Origin of the sequence: Breznakia blatticola (assembly GCF_004365815.1) — a bacterium.
GTDB classification, from domain to species: Bacteria; Bacillota_I; Bacilli_A; order Erysipelotrichales; family Erysipelotrichaceae; genus Breznakia; species Breznakia blatticola.
In genome coordinates, this window is the sequence record NZ_SODD01000003.1 from 31,121 (window position 1) to 46,359 (window position 15,239).

At 33.4% G+C, this 15,239-nt stretch carries 18 protein-coding genes; 2 read left to right on the forward strand and 16 right to left on the reverse strand.

Translation table 11 applies throughout. The features are described from left to right. Positions 1 to 30 precede the first annotated feature (30 nt). The 6 genes from EDD63_RS01560 to EDD63_RS01585 are packed head-to-tail and all read right to left on the reverse strand — an operon-like array spanning position 31 to position 4,141. Positions 31 to 675 carry an HAD family hydrolase gene (locus EDD63_RS01560; protein WP_134167788.1) on the reverse strand — a complete coding sequence of 215 codons (645 nt, stop codon included), beginning with the start codon at positions 673 to 675 and terminating at the stop codon, positions 31 to 33. Then, on the reverse strand, positions 662 to 1,477 hold the full coding sequence (locus EDD63_RS01565) for a PTS system mannose/fructose/sorbose family transporter subunit IID (RefSeq protein WP_134167790.1): 816 nt from the start codon (positions 1,475 to 1,477) through the stop codon (positions 662 to 664). Before EDD63_RS01565 ends, EDD63_RS01560 begins: the two co-directional genes overlap by 14 nt. Then, entirely contained in the window at positions 1,477 to 2,223 is a 747-nt protein-coding gene (locus tag EDD63_RS01570) for a PTS mannose/fructose/sorbose/N-acetylgalactosamine transporter subunit IIC (RefSeq protein WP_134167792.1), read from the reverse strand. Before EDD63_RS01570 ends, EDD63_RS01565 begins: the two co-directional genes overlap by 1 nt. 12 nt (positions 2,224 to 2,235) lie before the next feature. Further along, positions 2,236 to 2,706, reverse strand: coding sequence for a PTS sugar transporter subunit IIB (locus tag EDD63_RS01575; protein WP_134167794.1), 471 nt, complete (start codon positions 2,704 to 2,706; stop codon positions 2,236 to 2,238). Further along, the gene (locus EDD63_RS01580; RefSeq protein ID WP_134167796.1) at positions 2,699 to 3,121 is read right to left on the reverse strand and encodes a PTS sugar transporter subunit IIA; all 423 of its coding nucleotides are present in this window, start codon (positions 3,119 to 3,121) and stop codon (positions 2,699 to 2,701) included. The genes EDD63_RS01575 and EDD63_RS01580 overlap by 8 nt, the downstream gene beginning before the upstream one ends. Before the next feature lie 6 nt (positions 3,122 to 3,127). Further along, positions 3,128 to 4,141: an SIS domain-containing protein gene (locus EDD63_RS01585; protein WP_134167798.1), complete on the reverse strand. Its 1,014-nt coding sequence runs from the start codon at positions 4,139 to 4,141 to the stop codon at positions 3,128 to 3,130. 224 nt (positions 4,142 to 4,365) lie between these two features. Between EDD63_RS01585 and EDD63_RS01590 the strand changes: the two genes are divergently transcribed. Together EDD63_RS01590 and EDD63_RS01595 are read left to right on the forward strand one after the other, a co-directional pair. Continuing rightward, positions 4,366 to 5,112: a GntR family transcriptional regulator gene (locus EDD63_RS01590; RefSeq protein WP_134167800.1), complete on the forward strand. Its 747-nt coding sequence runs from the start codon at positions 4,366 to 4,368 to the stop codon at positions 5,110 to 5,112. Next, positions 5,096 to 5,797 carry a GntR family transcriptional regulator gene (locus EDD63_RS01595; protein ID WP_134167802.1) on the forward strand — a complete coding sequence of 234 codons (702 nt, stop codon included), beginning with the start codon at positions 5,096 to 5,098 and terminating at the stop codon, positions 5,795 to 5,797. The genes EDD63_RS01590 and EDD63_RS01595 overlap by 17 nt, the downstream gene beginning before the upstream one ends. Before the next feature lie 59 nt (positions 5,798 to 5,856). Here the strand turns inward: EDD63_RS01595 and EDD63_RS01600 are convergent, their stop codons facing one another. The 10 genes from EDD63_RS01600 to EDD63_RS01645 form a co-directional block, all read right to left on the reverse strand. Next, positions 5,857 to 6,624 carry an endonuclease/exonuclease/phosphatase family protein gene (locus tag EDD63_RS01600; RefSeq protein WP_166667505.1) on the reverse strand — a complete coding sequence of 256 codons (768 nt, stop codon included), beginning with the start codon at positions 6,622 to 6,624 and terminating at the stop codon, positions 5,857 to 5,859. Positions 6,625 to 6,730: 106 nt separating this feature from the next. Continuing rightward, positions 6,731 to 7,366 (reverse strand): deoxyribose-phosphate aldolase, encoded by a 636-nt coding sequence (gene deoC, locus EDD63_RS01605; RefSeq protein WP_134167806.1) that lies wholly within the window; start codon positions 7,364 to 7,366, stop codon positions 6,731 to 6,733. Continuing rightward, positions 7,356 to 8,198: a sugar phosphate isomerase/epimerase family protein gene (locus EDD63_RS01610; RefSeq protein WP_134167808.1), complete on the reverse strand. Its 843-nt coding sequence runs from the start codon at positions 8,196 to 8,198 to the stop codon at positions 7,356 to 7,358. The genes deoC and EDD63_RS01610 overlap by 11 nt, the downstream gene beginning before the upstream one ends. Position 8,199: 1 nt before the next feature. Next, a complete protein-coding gene (locus EDD63_RS01615) occupies positions 8,200 to 8,868 on the reverse strand; it encodes an HAD family hydrolase (RefSeq protein ID WP_134167810.1) in 669 nt (222 codons plus the stop codon). Between the two features lie 5 nt (positions 8,869 to 8,873). Then, positions 8,874 to 9,890, reverse strand: coding sequence for an SIS domain-containing protein (locus tag EDD63_RS01620; RefSeq protein ID WP_208318281.1), 1,017 nt, complete (start codon positions 9,888 to 9,890; stop codon positions 8,874 to 8,876). A 28-nt stretch (positions 9,891 to 9,918) separates the two neighbouring features. Next, on the reverse strand, positions 9,919 to 10,734 hold the full coding sequence (locus tag EDD63_RS01625) for a PTS system mannose/fructose/sorbose family transporter subunit IID (RefSeq protein WP_208318282.1): 816 nt from the start codon (positions 10,732 to 10,734) through the stop codon (positions 9,919 to 9,921). Then, the gene (locus EDD63_RS01630; RefSeq protein WP_134167814.1) at positions 10,721 to 11,479 is read right to left on the reverse strand and encodes a PTS mannose/fructose/sorbose/N-acetylgalactosamine transporter subunit IIC; all 759 of its coding nucleotides are present in this window, start codon (positions 11,477 to 11,479) and stop codon (positions 10,721 to 10,723) included. The genes EDD63_RS01625 and EDD63_RS01630 overlap by 14 nt, the downstream gene beginning before the upstream one ends. A 12-nt stretch (positions 11,480 to 11,491) precedes the next feature. Further along, positions 11,492 to 11,962 (reverse strand): PTS sugar transporter subunit IIB, encoded by a 471-nt coding sequence (locus EDD63_RS01635; protein ID WP_067421546.1) that lies wholly within the window; start codon positions 11,960 to 11,962, stop codon positions 11,492 to 11,494. Between the two features lie 12 nt (positions 11,963 to 11,974). Further along, positions 11,975 to 12,391, reverse strand: a complete 417-nt coding sequence (locus EDD63_RS01640) for a PTS sugar transporter subunit IIA (protein ID WP_067421551.1) — start codon at positions 12,389 to 12,391, stop codon at positions 11,975 to 11,977. A gap of 110 nt (positions 12,392 to 12,501) precedes the next feature. Beyond that, positions 12,502 to 15,216, reverse strand: a complete 2,715-nt coding sequence (locus tag EDD63_RS01645; protein ID WP_134167816.1) for a sigma 54-interacting transcriptional regulator — start codon at positions 15,214 to 15,216, stop codon at positions 12,502 to 12,504. Positions 15,217 to 15,239: the final 23 nt, after the last annotated feature.

Sequence of the window (15,239 nt, forward strand, 5' to 3'; positions counted from 1 at the left end):
CCTTCCTTCCTTAATGAAAAGCCACATGCCTTAGCATATGACTTTCATTATACTTTCAATTTCTTGAATACTATGAATAACATAATCTGCATGTTTCAGTTCTTCATCTTTTCCATAACCATATGCACATCCGATGAATGTTGCCTGATTTTCTTTTGCAGCCAAATAGTCATAGTATCTGTCACCTACCATTGTAAGCGAACGAGGTTCGTGCTTTTTTACTAACTCCCGTAAGCTATACACTTTATCACATTCAGGAGTAAGTCCTTGTATATCATCAAAATAGTCAAACAAATCAAGTCGCTTTAATGTTCCAACAATTTCATCATATGGAGCATTAGAGCAAATGCATAGATAATAGCCATTCTCCTTAAGCGATTGCAGTGTACTAGCAACCATTGGATATGACTCACATTTATTACTTTGCGCTTCTTGCCAATATCTATCAAGCGTAATTGAGTATTTCTTTGCTTGATTTTCAGTAACATCATTTCCAAGGAAATATTTTATATCTTCCTCATGCGTTGCTCCAAAACGATCAAGAATTTCCTCGTCACTGAATGGACCAACACCCAATTCTTTAAGTGTATTTCGATATGCATCCAATGCATAAACCTCAGTTTTATTTAAAGTTCCATCTAGGTCAAATGCAATTAATCGTTTAGAAGATTCCACACATCGATCCTAAAATACATAACACGAAGATACCAATAATAATGTAAATAGTTTTTACGTTCTTATTGAATAACCAAACACAGATAAATGTTGCTCCAAGTGGTAAGATACCAGGGAATATTTGATCAAAAATACTTTGTAAAGTTGTTTCCGTACCACCAAAGTTCATCGTTAGTGAAGTAGATAAAGTTACCATTGTGCCAATCATTGCTCCAATAACAGTTAACCCAAGAATAGAAGCTCCATATGATAATTTATCCATCATGTGACTTTCTTCACTATCATCTAATAACTTTGTACCAATCTTATATCCATATTTTGCTGATAACCATTTAACAATAAAGTGAATAGCTGTATACAATACAAAATATAAAATACAACCAAGGACATTTCCTTCTTGTGCAAAACCGATACCAATACCCGCAGCAATTACACGGAATGTACCCCAGAAAAATGAATCCCCAATTCCTGATAATGGACCCATTAACCCTACTTCAATTTTATTGATTGAAGATACATCAAATGATTCTGATTTTGCATTTTCTTCTTCCATTGCAACACTGATCCCCATGATAAATGGTGAAATATGTGGTGTTACATTGTATGTTTCACAATGTCTTTTTAATGCAGCATAATAATCATCGTCATTTGGATAAATTTTTCTTAAAGACTTTTCAATTGCATACATTTGTCCATATGCCATCATTTTATCAAATGACCAAGAAGATTGCATAAAGAAAGAACGCCAGAACATACTGTTAATTTCTTTTTTTCCGATAAGTGGTTGTTTGTTTCCTTCCATTATAGTTCCTCCTCTTCAGCTATTTGCATTTGGTTTACTGCCAACAATGCAAAACATAATCCTGCTACCGCTACTCCAATAACATCCATACCTAAGTACATTACAGCGATAAATCCAATGAATAAATAAGGCATCAATTTTTTATTTGCCATCATCTTAATTAATAATGCAAGCCCAACACAAGATAGAACTCCTGCAGCAACATCAAATCCATTTAATACAACTTCTGGGATCATATTTATTGCACTATTGATTGCATCTGTACCAAAATATGTCGCAAAGAATACTAATAATGCAGATGGTATACCTACAACAATTGGCATCGTCGTAAGGTGAATAAGTTTTGCTTTATTAAAGTTTCTGTTATCAATTGCAGTTTCGATCATTTTACCTGCATAACTTGCTGGTACTGCATAACAGAAGTTTCTCCACATTTGAAGAAAGATTGATAGTGGCAACGCTAATGCAACCGCAGTTCCTACACCTTGATTTGTTTGAATTGCAATAGCTGTTCCTAAAACACTTGATGCATAAACTTCTGGTGGGGTTGCACTACCAACCATAATAGAACCCATAAACATTAATTCTAGTGTTGCACCAATTGTTACCCCTGCTTGTAAGTCACCTAATACTAAACCTACAAACATACTTGTAAATAATGGTCGCCCCATCATTGAGGCACCAAATGTATATTCATCAATTGCCGCTAAAAAGGCAATTACTGCTAATAATAATGATTCAATCATTATATTTCCTCCTTATAATATATCTAAGGCTTGAACTCTTTTATCTGTTGGAATTGCTCTACATTCCACTTCTACCCCTAAATTTACTAATTCCTTAATATTTTCGACATCAGTTTCATCGACAGCAATTGAGTTTGTAATCACTCTTCTACTATCTGTTTTTTTCATGTTTCCAAGATTTAAGTGTCTAATTTCTTCAACTGATTTAGCTAACTCTAATGCATCAGCTGTATTATTCACAATGACAAATACCTTATACTTTTTTATCTTATCTCCATTTAGAATTCTTTTACTTTCTTCTATTGTACGAGCAAAGAATTTCACACCAGCAGGTGCAGCTAATTTTAATGAAGTTTGACGCAATTTATCATTTGCGACTTCATCATTAGCAATGTAGATACAATCCGCCCCCAAATTATTTGTCCATGAAAATGCAACTTGTCCGTGGATGAATCGTTCATCCAATCTCATAATTTTAATCATCTAATTCATCCTCTTCTTCCATTTGTTCGTTCAAAACCTGATTAACGTATAAAATCCCATCTTTACCGCTTTGCACGGCTCTTTGAATTACACTTTCCACATCATCATCTTGATTTAATAAAAGATCTAACAATAGTGGAAAGTTTACTCCTGTTACTACATGTACTCTTTCATCTTGTATGCGAGCAGCAAAAGCGTTTGATACACTTCCTCCAAATAAGTCTACCAATACGACTAAAGTGTCATCATCACCTAATTCATCAAGTATACTTGATATTTCTTTCTCGATGTCAAAATCTTGTGTTACATATGCACACATATCTTGCAACATCTCTTGCTTACCAATAATAAACTCCACAGACTCTTTTATACCTTTAGCAAAAGATGCATGCGTTGCTACTACAATTTTTCTCATAATATCTTAGTATTCAACTGTACGGTAATATCTTCTGATTTCAAGAGAGTGTCCACGTTCTTTTTCTAAATGTGCACTTACACGTTCTAATTGTGTAGCAGTTACCATTGGAGACACATATTTTCGCATTGCTTCACTCACACCTTCAAGTGCATAGTCTTTTGTGTCAAACACTTGAACTACGTCACTGTATCTATTTACAAAGTTTTCAACGCGATCTACTAATGGTCTTGTTTCATCTTCTCCCTTAATTAAAACAAAACTCATATCTTTTTCTGTCATTTCAATCGTTCCATGGAAGAATTCTGCTGCATGAATTGACTTAGTAGCAATCCATTGCATTTCTTCTAATACACACATTGCGAAACAGTATGTTTCCCCCCAAGTATTTCCAGCTCCAACAAACATGTGGAACTTTGTATCTTTGTGTTTTTTTGCAAACATCTCTGCTCTTTCATCGTTTTCCTCACGGACTTTAAGTAATACTTCAGGCATAATTTTTAAAGTACTAATGAACTCTTCATATTCTGGGAATTCATTATTGTTTTTCATAAATCTTGCACCTAAAGCAAAGAATTGTAAATGTAACTCTTCAACTAAGTTATCGTTTTCAGCATCATTTTCTATAGCATAGTCTGCTGCTTGTCCTAATGGAGATTTTGCATCACCAACAAAAACAACTGTTTTAGCTCCAACACTTTTTGCATACTCAACAACTTCGATTGTTTCTGATGTAGTTCCTGTTAATGAAGCAGTAATTACGATTGAACCTTTTCCTAAACTTTTTGGTTTTGCTTTTACTGTTTCAGCAGCTATATCGTGATAAAACGTAATCTTAGAGTTAGTTTTTAGTAAATATGCAAGTGGACTAATAATTGCATAAGTTCCTCCTGTACCTAATAGAAACAGGTTTTCATACCCTTCTTTACATAATTCATCTACAACTTCATTAATACGAGCAATGTTATTTGCCGCCCCATTCATAACACTTAAAAATCTCTCATTTTCAAATCCGTACATTTGATTTCCTCCTATTGATCTTGATATGCAATTTCATGTAATGGCCAATTACATTTTATCCAGTAGTATGATGATGTGCACTACCTAAACATACCACCTTGCATTTTTAATATACCACCATAGCAGACGACATGTCAACAAAAAAACATACCATTTTGTATTTTTATTATACCACTTAATAATTGTATGGTATAATAAAGCAGTAAAAGGTATGAGGAGATTACATGAGAAAGCTTAATAAAAGTGAGCAATTAGCACAAATGCTCAAAGATGATATTCACGATGGAAAATACATTTTCGGAAGTATGATTCCATCAGAAAGAGAGTTATCAGATTTGTATCAACTGAGTAGGGAAACAGTAAGGAAAGCTCTCGAATTATTAATTAATGAAAATTACCTAAAAAGGTCCCCTGGTAGAGGAACTTTTGTAATAAAGAATACACACGAAGACCTTAGTATACACTTCAAAGGGATGACAGAATTACTTACTGATGCTGGATTCACACCTGAAACCATAATTGTTGCATCAGAGGTGTGTGAAGCTGGTTTTAAACATGCACAAATTTTTGGAATTAAAGAAACAGATAAACTTTTTCGAATTATGCGTTTGAGAAAGGGAAACAATCGCTCGATTTCTATTGAGGACACCTATATTCCTTTTGATTTAATTCCTAATATCGATTCCATTGATTTTCAAATTTTCTCTTTGTATGACATTCTTTCATCTCACTCGATTAAGATAGATGTAATTAGTCATACAATTACTACAGCACGAGTAAGAAATAATGAAGCAAAACTTCTGAATCTTAACGATGGAGATGGAGTGATTTACATTCAACTTACATCACATGCAGATACTAAAAATGTTGTTGAGCATACAAAAGTATTTGTCGTATCCGATTTTAGTGGATTCTATACAGACTCACTTTTTAGAGAAAACGAGGTAACAATCTATGCCCAGAATAATTAATTTACTGAGTTATCACGTTGCGGAAAGTATTGAGAAATTTATATTTGAAAACAAACTACAGCCAGGAGATAAAATTCCATCAGAACGAGAATTGTCTCAACTATATGGAATGACACGTGTAACTCTTAGAAAGGGACTACAAAAACTAATTGATGATGGAATTATTTTTAATATTCCAAACAACGGATATTTCGTATCTTTCCCAAGAATTCGTAGAAGAGCTGAGTCACTGTTCTTCCCTTATGATGACGATTTACTAGACATTGAAAACTATGAACAAATAGAAATCAATGCTTCTAACATCTCTTCGAAAATCATTGATCAGGAGTATCAAAATTGTGGTTTTGAAGATATTCAAATATATTCATTTATCGAATGTATGAACAAAGTTCCAATCGCCATCACTTGTATTTTAGTTGATCAGAAAATACATAGAAAATATCCAAAACTTTTTAAGGGAAAGAAACCAAAATCACTTATACAAAGACAGCGAACAAGAGTATATCACGCTAACAATCGAGAAATGGAGTTATTGGAATTAACAACAAACGATAGTTTATTTGTTGTTAATGAATCTATTTCGGATGAATCTGGATTAATTGCAGTTTGCGAATCTATTTGTGTTGGTACACGCATGGAAATGCAACTCGACATCAATACTGATACATATACATCAAAAGATTAACAAATCGTACTAAAAAAGACGAAACTAACAGTTTATTCAGGACCTACTAGTTTCGTCTTTTATTTCACTTTCAAATCTGCATAGACCATCGCATGGTCAGAAAACGTTGTTGCTTGCATTTGCATAGATATCACTTCAAATGCATCGTCAATAAATATATTATCTGGACTTGCAAACCCCATAAACGTAATCAGACGATTCTCTTCATTATTGAGTTGTTGTAAGCCTAGATATTGTTCTTGCTTTTCATTCCAAAAGGAATTGAAATCACCCATTAGTATAATATTCTCTTTGGCAAGATTGTCATGAACGAAGTTGACTTCCTTCATTTGTACTCGTTGTTGATTCCACGTAAAGTGCGTGTTGTACACGTGAATTTCCTTATCATCTAATTGAATAATTGCTTCGGCTAGTATTCTAGGTTCAGTAAATATCTCTTGTGGTATTTCTCGAGAAATAACTTCTTTGATTGGATATTTACTCAAAATCGCTAAGCCGTAGTGACCAGGAAATACAAACATCGTTTTATAGAAATGATAATATGGAAAGTCTAGTGCATTTGCAATTGCTTCAACTTGATCAAAATTACCAGAACGCAGTGCATTTTGATCCACTTCTTGAAGACATAGAATATCAATATCCATATCTTTTAATTCCTCAGTAATATTTGATAGTCCCTTTCCTTCATCAAGTAGTTTAATATTGTAACTCGCAACACGCAAGGTATCTGGAGTATGTACTGAAGTATCTATATCAAAGGCTTTTCGATAACTTCGCGATTCAAATCGCCACACTAAAAAAAGCGCACATGCTACAACTAACAACACAATGAGTCCTACTAAGAATCGTCTTCTAACCTTTGCCATATAAAAAGTATAGCATAAACTGTATAAAAAAAAGATATGCAGCTTATTTACCGCATATCAATAACTATTATTCTTCTTGTGCAATTTCTAGTGCTTTTGTAGCCCCCATTACATCCGCACCTGCTTGTATAAATTCATTTGCTTGTGTAAGACTATGAATGCCACCAGATGCTTTTATTTTCACACATTCTGGTAAAATCTTACGCATGAGTTTCACATCATCAATTGTCGCACCACCGAAACTTTTCCCAGTTGAAGTTTTAAGAAAAGCAGGCTTTACTCTTGCAGCAATTCTACACACTTCTTCCTTTGCTAGATCATCTAACTTACACATTTCCACAATTGCTTTATCCACAACATGATGTTTTCTACACAAATCAGCAATGGTTTGCATTTCTAATTCAATTTGCTCATAATCCTTGTTCTCTATATTCTCTTGATTTAGTACATAATCAATTTCATAGTAACCTAAGTCAATGAGTTTTTGAAATGCTTCTACTTTCTTGTCAAGCTTCATTATTCCATCAGGAAAATCGATTGCACATGCAATCCTTACATCGCTACCAGCTAATACCTTGCTAGCAAAATCGAGTTGATCTGGATATGCAAAAATACAACGCATATGATAATCAACTGCATTTTGTAAGTACTCTTCATAAGATATTTTACGATTCCATATATAGTCTAATCTTCTACCTATCATATGAAACTCCCTTCTTTTGTTTCAATACTTCAAAGTATGCGATGGATTGTGCGTCTGCTTGCGCAGGATTCGCATACGTTGTACGATCTACAGTTTCAAAAGAATAGAATCCCCCATAATGATGCTTGTAAAACTGAGCAAACATCGTTTGTAAGTCTAGTTCTCCAGTACCTAGTGCCATATGTCCTGTCGGTTTTCCATCCACGAAATGACAATGTTGTATTCGATTGTTAAACACTTTAAAATATGTATCTACACTATCTTTAGCTGCTACCATAGCTCCGATATCCAAGCATACTTTTACATTATCGTGATTCACTAGTGAAAGAAACTCAGCTAATTCAGATGCGCTATTTGCAATTCTAGATTCACGATTTTGTAAGGCTTCTATTGCTAAAAAGATACCTTGCTGTTTTGCATAGTCAGCTAATTTATGTAGCATACTTGCACTTCGTTTTCTTGCTTCTTCAATAGATTCATCATAATATGCCCATCCTGGTGTCACGACAACAAAACCTGCATTTACCGCTTTAGCTAAATCAATTGCATTTTTAAAGTATGAAAATACTCGCTTTTTCGCATCTTCATTTCCTGTTGCAACATTATTTGGTTTTGGATTGGTTTGTTCTGGACATATTCCAATAATTTGCACATCATATATTCTTTGTAAATCTTGTAATCGTTGTATATCTTCATACCCATTATAATCCACATAAAAATGCATGGGTCCTAGCCATAGTTCTACATATTTTGCACCATTTTCATGCGCATGCTTAAAAAAAGAATCAAGTGTATAAAATCGATGATGTGTATTCATTAATGCATACTTCATATTATTTTACCTCGTTTAGTTTGTTTTTAATGATCGTATATATTTCGAATAAATCACTTCCGCATATATCTGCTGGTGATTGATCATAATGAAATCGTTTATCTTCCTTTGCGATGACATACATTCCTGCATCCTTTGCTGCTCGTATTCCATAAGTAGAATCTTCAACAACAATACAGTTCTTTGGATTTACCTGTAATTGTTTTGCTACTTCCAAATAAATATCCGGATATGGTTTGCTTCTTTGCAAGTCCTCTCCACTTTGTTTAAAAGAAAAGTACGAATCAATTCCACATGATGTACACATGGAATCAATCAGTACTTTATTGGAAGCAGAGGCAATTGCCAAAGGAATTCCTTTTTCAGACAATTGCCTTAATATAATTTTTGTATATGGTTGCAGGATATACGGATATATATCTTGTACACGAACTAGTTGTGTTGCTTGTTGGTACATACTTTTTAATTCCTGGATAGAAATTGAGGTCGGCCACCAACTTTGCATGATTTCAAAAGTCTCTTTTTGGCTAGATCCGGCTAGTCGATACACATCTTTCATTGAAACTTTAATACGATGCGAGTCAAGAAACTGTTTCACTCGATACATGTAAAATGGTTCTGTATCAACAAGTACACCATCCATATCAAAAATGACTGCTTCTATTTTCATATGGATTAATATTCAAATTGACGGTAGTAACGTCTAGTGTTTAAATCATGCCCTGAATAGTGTTCTAAGTATTTAGATAAACGTCCATTTAATAATGCAGTAGAAACGATTGGTGAGATTAATGCTTCAAATTCTTTATCAAAACCTGGAACCATGTATTCAGCTACATCGATTACATTTAATTCATCTGTATATTTACTTAAGAATGCTTCTGCACGGTCATCGATTGGACGATATTTTCCTACACCCTTAACTAGGAATACACATACATCTTTTTCTACAAGTTCAATTGTTCCGTGGAAGAACTCTGCAGTAGTTACTGATTTTGTGCGCATCCATTGCATTTCTTCTAAAATACACATTGAGTATAAGTAAACTTCACCCCAAAGTTCACCACCACCTAACCACATTTGGTAGTCAGTGTTCCAGTATTTTTTCGCAATCGCATTTGCACGATCATCAAAATTCTTTTGTACATTTACCAATCCATCAACCAATTTATCTTGAATTTGTTGGTAGAATGTATCGAATTTAGGAAAATCTCCTTGGTTAGCAAGAAGCCCATAGAACACACCCATAATATTCAAGTATTCATATTCAACTCCGAAGAATGTTGCTAAAGGAATACACCATTTACTTTCTTTTCCTAATGGAGATGTTGGATCAATAACCATTGATGCAACACGGATTCCTCTTTCGTTACACCATTTTGCAGCGGCTACTGTTTCTTTAGTATCTCCTGATTTTGAACCCATAATAACAATTGAGTCTTTCGTTAATTGTTTATGTCCAGCTAAAACAAGTTCCCCAGCTTGTGCAGTATACACAGGTACTGATGAGTATTCCTTTGCAATTTCTGCAAAGTGCATCATCATCGCGATTGTCCCACCAACAGCTACAAAGAATATATTTTTATATCCTTCTTTCGCAATTTCATCAGCGATTTTCTTTCCTTCAGCAATATATTCAATTTGCTTTGTTAAATTCTTTCTGTATTCTTCTTCGTTAAACTTCAACATCATTTTCTTTTCTCCTCCTAGTTTGACGTGTTTATCCTAAAATTCCAAATTGTGCACATACGATTCCAAAAATTGCAGTAATTACAATTAATAGAATGACATTTACTTTTTTCTTTAAGAAATAATAGTAAATTCCTGTAGCGCAAAGTGGTAATAATCCAGGCATAATTCCATTTATTACATCTTGTAGTAATGGAGCATTCTCTCCACCACCAATTGTTAATGGTGTAGTTACACTCACTAACTCATTTGTCATTCCACCAATGACCATAACCCCTAGCATTGATGCAGCTAACATAAATTTGCTCATCAATCCAGATTGTTGAATTTTTTCTAAATAATTAACTCCAAGTTCGTACCCCTTCAAAGAACATACATAGCGTAGGATGAATGCAGGTATATTAAAGATTAATAAGAATAAAATTGGACCTAAGATATTTCCTTGTACTGCTAATGAAGTACCAACACCTACAGCTAATACACGAAGTGTACCTAACATAATAGAGTCACCAATTCCACTTAATGGACCCATAAGTGCAGCTTTTACTGCATTAATTGAAGCAGTATCGAAATCTTCTTGTTGGGCATTCATTTCTTCCATCGCAATTGTGATACCACCAATAAATGGAGCAATATGCGGTGTACAGTTGAAGAACTCTAAGTTTCTTGTTAATGCATCTTTGTATTTTTCTGGTTGTCCTTGATAAATCTTACGTAATGCAGGTTCAATCATGAATTCAAATCCCATGTGCATTTGTCTTTCATAATGCCAAGAGAATTCCATAGGAAGTGATCTCCAGAACATTTTACGTAAATCTTTTTTCGTAATTGAATTAGAAGTCTTCATCAACTGTTACCTCCTGTACTTGTGCTTCATCTTTTGTAAATTTAATTGATAAGAAAATCAATATAACTCCAAACAAGGCAATACCTACTACTGGGATTCCTAAGTATGCTGATAATAAGAATCCTAAGAAGAAGTGTGGAATAACTTTCTTATTCATAATCATTTGTAATAACATGGCAAACCCAATTCCTGGTAATAATCCGGTTGCGATAGTTAATCCGTTTGTAATTACTTCTGGAATTGCATTTACAATTGCTTCCATTTGCGCAGATCCTAATGAGAATCCTAAAAATGTAATAATTGCTAATACTGTACATGTGATAAATCCTGTACACATGTGAATCACAGATACTGCTTTTCCATTTCCTTTTGCAGCATAGTTGTCTGCAAGTTTTGCCATCAATGGACGAACAAGTGAGAAAATCACGTTGTCAATTGCTAAAGCTAATAATGCAATTGGAAATGCCATTGTAAAGGCTACTTCTGGTCCTTTTCCTGTTACAATTGCAAATGCTGTTCCTAATACTCCTCCAACAATAACGTTTGGTGGAATAAATGCTCCAACTGATACAGACCCTAAGAATGCTAATTCAAGAGTTGCCCCAATTGTTATCCCCATTTCCAAGTCGCCAAGAATCAATCCAACAATTGGACCTAATACGATGGGACGTTGGATCATATTTGTTCCTGTAGCTAAATCACATTTTCCAATGAATGCTACCAACGCTAATAATAGTGCTTCCATAAATTCTCCTCTCTACAATACACTTTCAGCTTTTACTTTTTTATCTGTAGGTACCATACGTATTTCTACTTCGACACCTTTATCAACCATCTCTTTGATCATGTTTTCTTCATCTGTTGAAACATTCATCGCTTTTGAGATCTGTCTTGTTTCTTTTGTTGCTTTTGTACCACCCAAGTTTACGCTTTTTACACTTGGGCATTGATCAACAAGCATTTTTGCATCCTTAATTGACTCAACAACAACTAATAATTTGTATTTATCAGTTACCCCACTGTTGATAGCTTCAACTGCATCTTTCATGCTTTTCATAACCAGTTTTACACCACTTGGTTGTGCTAGTTTGATAGTTGTTTTACGTAAATCATTTACAACAACATCATCATTAGCAACTAGAATACAGTCTGCCGAAACCGCTGATGTCCATGAAAATGCAACTTGACCATGTAATAAACGATGATCGACTCTAAGTAATTGAATCATAAGTCCTCCTTTCTAAAATTCTTCATCTTCTCGTACTTCTATAGAATCCTTACTCACTACACTCATACCATTTTTTGCGTTTTGAATAAGGTCAAGATAGTCACTAGTTTCTAACTTTTCTTTTTGGTTAAGTAATAAATCCAACACCATACTCATATTCATTCCTGATAAAATTGTCACATTTTCAAATTCCATCAGTTTTGATAAGGTTGTGTGAACACTACCACCTTTCACATCACAAACAATTACATATGTATCTGTACTTGTTGATATTTCCAACTTTAATTTTTCATAGTAATCATTTGGTGTCTCACCTGGATATAAACTATACGTTTCTACTTGTTTTGCTAAATCACCAACAATCATCGAAACTGAATGTAGCATCCCTTTTGATAGATCACCATGTGAAGCCAAAATTACTTTTTTCAAGAAACCACTCCTTTCAATTCTTATCAAGCAAGAACTGTGCCAAACCGATTATTTTCAGTTCTTTACCCGTCACTTACTAACAAGCAAAAAGTGTGCCAAACTGACACACTTTAATCATTTTTTATATAATCGTAAATATAACCGATTTCAGGAATCGAGATATCCACCCCATAATATTCTTCAACCTCTCTAAATGTTTGCTTTACTAAATTAATAAAGTTTTGATTTTCTTTGGTGAATTCATCGACATCTAAATACGTTTCAACTTCTTTGTTCATAACTAATCGTTCAATCAAACAACTAATGTGAACATACAAACCAAAACATGTACTACTTGATAATGTTTTATCCAACGCATTTTGTAGGCGATCAAGTGCATCTGCGACATGTTCTAATAATTTATTTGGATTTAAGATAGTTAAACTACTCATAATATTACTTAATGAGAAATTCTTTAAAATCTTCTTTTTGAAAGTATCTAATTGCTCTGCACTCATGATGGATTGTAACTCATGATTTAAAACAGCAAAGCTATCTGTAATAATTAATTCCTCGATTGGAATAAATGGGAGATTTTCAATATTTGGATTGAGTGTTCCCACTATAAACAATACATGATTATCTGTGAACACTTTATTATGAATTCCTTTTTCTACCAATTCATTGTAATTATATGTTTGAACTTCAATAGGAACATCTACTGGTAGTGAATCTTTTAGAATACGTCGTAGCTTTTCTGCTGTACCCATACCACTTGCACATGAACATAATATTACATTTTTCTTTAATTGATTTTTCTCAATGTGATAATGCGTCTTTGAATATTGAATGACTTCATCAAAAATATCTTCCATAGGACGATTTTGAATAATACCATTTCCAATTTCTAACGCTGTTTTTGTGCTGATGTTATTAATAATTCCAATATTGGCTTGTTTGTTTTGTATTCCTTTGTAAATGTCTTCTAAACTTCCCATATCTACTAAAAGAAATAGTTCTTCGAATTTACCCATACTATTTAAATATTCATTTAGTTTTTTTATAATTGTTTGCACATCTTGGTTGATTGGCATATCAATCGCATCAAAAACATAGGTATCAAGAAATTGATTTGTTGCTTCTGCGATACTACTAGCCGTAGAAAATCCATGAGCAAGTATTACAGCTAAACGTTTCTTTTCACTTTTATGATTTGTTACATTACTTAGATAAAACATAAACACAATTTTTACAATGTCTAAAATATCTAAATCAAGATATGCATGTAAATAGTTTGTGATTTCTTTTGTAATATTAGTTTCGTAATATTTATGATTTTCTAAATAGCTTAGTAATTCTGATATTTGTTCTGCTTGCTTGTACGACCAATTTCTAACACTGATATAATTCTTTCGATAATCCATAATAAAACAGTTTAATGTCAAAATATCATTGTTTGATAAACTCAAACCATAACGATTTCGTATCATATCAAAAATGTTTTCAATTCCTTTATAGTAGAAATCTTTATCTGTTGACAGTGTGGCATGATACAAGATTTTATCAAAGTACTCATGGATATTTTGATTGATCGATACATCCATTTCTGAAATGTTTGCATCATTTTCTGTATATGTTTGAAAAGTTGTTAACACATTATGTAGCATTTGAATAATATAACTCTCTGCTTTAATAAAACTATCTAATTCATCTACAGCAATTGTATCTCCAGTATTTTCAAAGTTTGTCGTTATGCTTTGTAATTGTTCACTTTCTAGTATGTCTTTTGGTAGATCATGCAATTGAATAACAATTGCATCATCATCTTGATTACTAAACATCGCTTGGATACAACATGTTTGAATACATCCGCGAAGTCCTCCAATATTTCCTGGAAAATCATATGCTAAGAATATACTATATGCTTTAGCACTTATTCGAATTTTTTTCTGTAGTTTATCTTGTTCTGTTTTGAACATTGAATATAAAAGTTCCACTCTTTCATGGAGCCCACGTTCTTTTAATGAAGGAACGGTAATCGTCATAGGAATTCGACGCAATAATGTTTTGAGTAACACATCCTCAGGCTTTTCTGTAGTCGCAAATATTAATTTCACATTTGATGCATACCAGTTCTCATTATCTCCAACACGGTGATACTCTGCTAAATCCATAAACTGAAATAGTTTTTCCTGACATTCTGGAGATAAGTTGTGTACTTCATCTAAAAACAAAATCCCTCCATCTGCCAATGCAATTAAACCTTCATTATCCTTATCTGCACCAGTAAATGCTCCTTTTACATGTCCAAATAAGTTTGCAGTTAGTAATTCAGGGTTATTCGCGTATTCACTACAGTTTACTGAGATAAACCGTTGTTCTTTACTTAGTAAACCTTTATGTTTGGCATATTCATAAGTCAATCGAGCAATGTATGATTTTCCAGTACCTGTTGGTCCATATAACATCATTGGTAATCCATTAGGTGGATAAGATATGGTGCCTTTACATTGACTAACTAATTCAGAAAGACTTCCATCATATCCAATGAGTTTTTCAAAGTCTCTTTTTTCATCAGAGTTTGTTGAAGTAAGCACATGTAATGAATCGACTTCAAGTGTGTCCACTTTTTGATTGTGGATTTCTTCAAAGATTTCTTTTACTACATACAAAATTGGTTTTTGATTTATTTTTATTAGTTTTCCCTGTGCAAAGAGCTGACGAATTTCACTAGCTACTACATTTCTTGAAACTTGTAGTCTCTTTGAAATCTCAACTACAGAGTTACTCTCATAATCATTATTTTGGGTATGAACTTTAATTTCTTCTAGTATTTTATCTCGCATAGGCCACCTCTCGTATCCCATAC

Excerpts from the sequence above, each read along its gene's own strand:
- EDD63_RS01565 (WP_134167790.1), bottom strand. The coding sequence starts at position 1,477 with ATGGAAGGAAACAAACAACCACTTATCGGAAAAAAAGAAATTAACAGT.
- EDD63_RS01570 (WP_134167792.1), bottom strand. The coding sequence starts at position 2,223 with ATGATTGAATCATTATTATTAGCAGTAATTGCCTTTTTAGCGGCAATT.
- EDD63_RS01575 (WP_134167794.1), bottom strand. The coding sequence starts at position 2,706 with ATGATTAAAATTATGAGATTGGATGAACGATTCATCCACGGACAAGTT.
- EDD63_RS01580 (WP_134167796.1), bottom strand. The coding sequence starts at position 3,121 with ATGAGAAAAATTGTAGTAGCAACGCATGCATCTTTTGCTAAAGGTATA.
- EDD63_RS01585 (WP_134167798.1), bottom strand. The coding sequence starts at position 4,141 with ATGTACGGATTTGAAAATGAGAGATTTTTAAGTGTTATGAATGGGGCG.
- EDD63_RS01590 (WP_134167800.1), top strand. The coding sequence starts at position 4,366 with ATGAGAAAGCTTAATAAAAGTGAGCAATTAGCACAAATGCTCAAAGAT.
- EDD63_RS01595 (WP_134167802.1), top strand. The coding sequence starts at position 5,096 with ATGCCCAGAATAATTAATTTACTGAGTTATCACGTTGCGGAAAGTATT.
- deoC (WP_134167806.1), bottom strand. The coding sequence starts at position 7,366 with ATGATAGGTAGAAGATTAGACTATATATGGAATCGTAAAATATCTTAT.
- EDD63_RS01610 (WP_134167808.1), bottom strand. The coding sequence starts at position 8,198 with ATGAAGTATGCATTAATGAATACACATCATCGATTTTATACACTTGAT.
- EDD63_RS01615 (WP_134167810.1), bottom strand. The coding sequence starts at position 8,868 with ATGAAAATAGAAGCAGTCATTTTTGATATGGATGGTGTACTTGTTGAT.
- EDD63_RS01620 (WP_208318281.1), bottom strand. The coding sequence starts at position 9,890 with ATGATGTTGAAGTTTAACGAAGAAGAATACAGAAAGAATTTAACAAAG.
- EDD63_RS01625 (WP_208318282.1), bottom strand. The coding sequence starts at position 10,734 with ATGAAGACTTCTAATTCAATTACGAAAAAAGATTTACGTAAAATGTTC.
- EDD63_RS01630 (WP_134167814.1), bottom strand. The coding sequence starts at position 11,479 with ATGGAAGCACTATTATTAGCGTTGGTAGCATTCATTGGAAAATGTGAT.
- EDD63_RS01635 (WP_067421546.1), bottom strand. The coding sequence starts at position 11,962 with ATGATTCAATTACTTAGAGTCGATCATCGTTTATTACATGGTCAAGTT.
- EDD63_RS01645 (WP_134167816.1), bottom strand. The coding sequence starts at position 15,216 with ATGCGAGATAAAATACTAGAAGAAATTAAAGTTCATACCCAAAATAAT.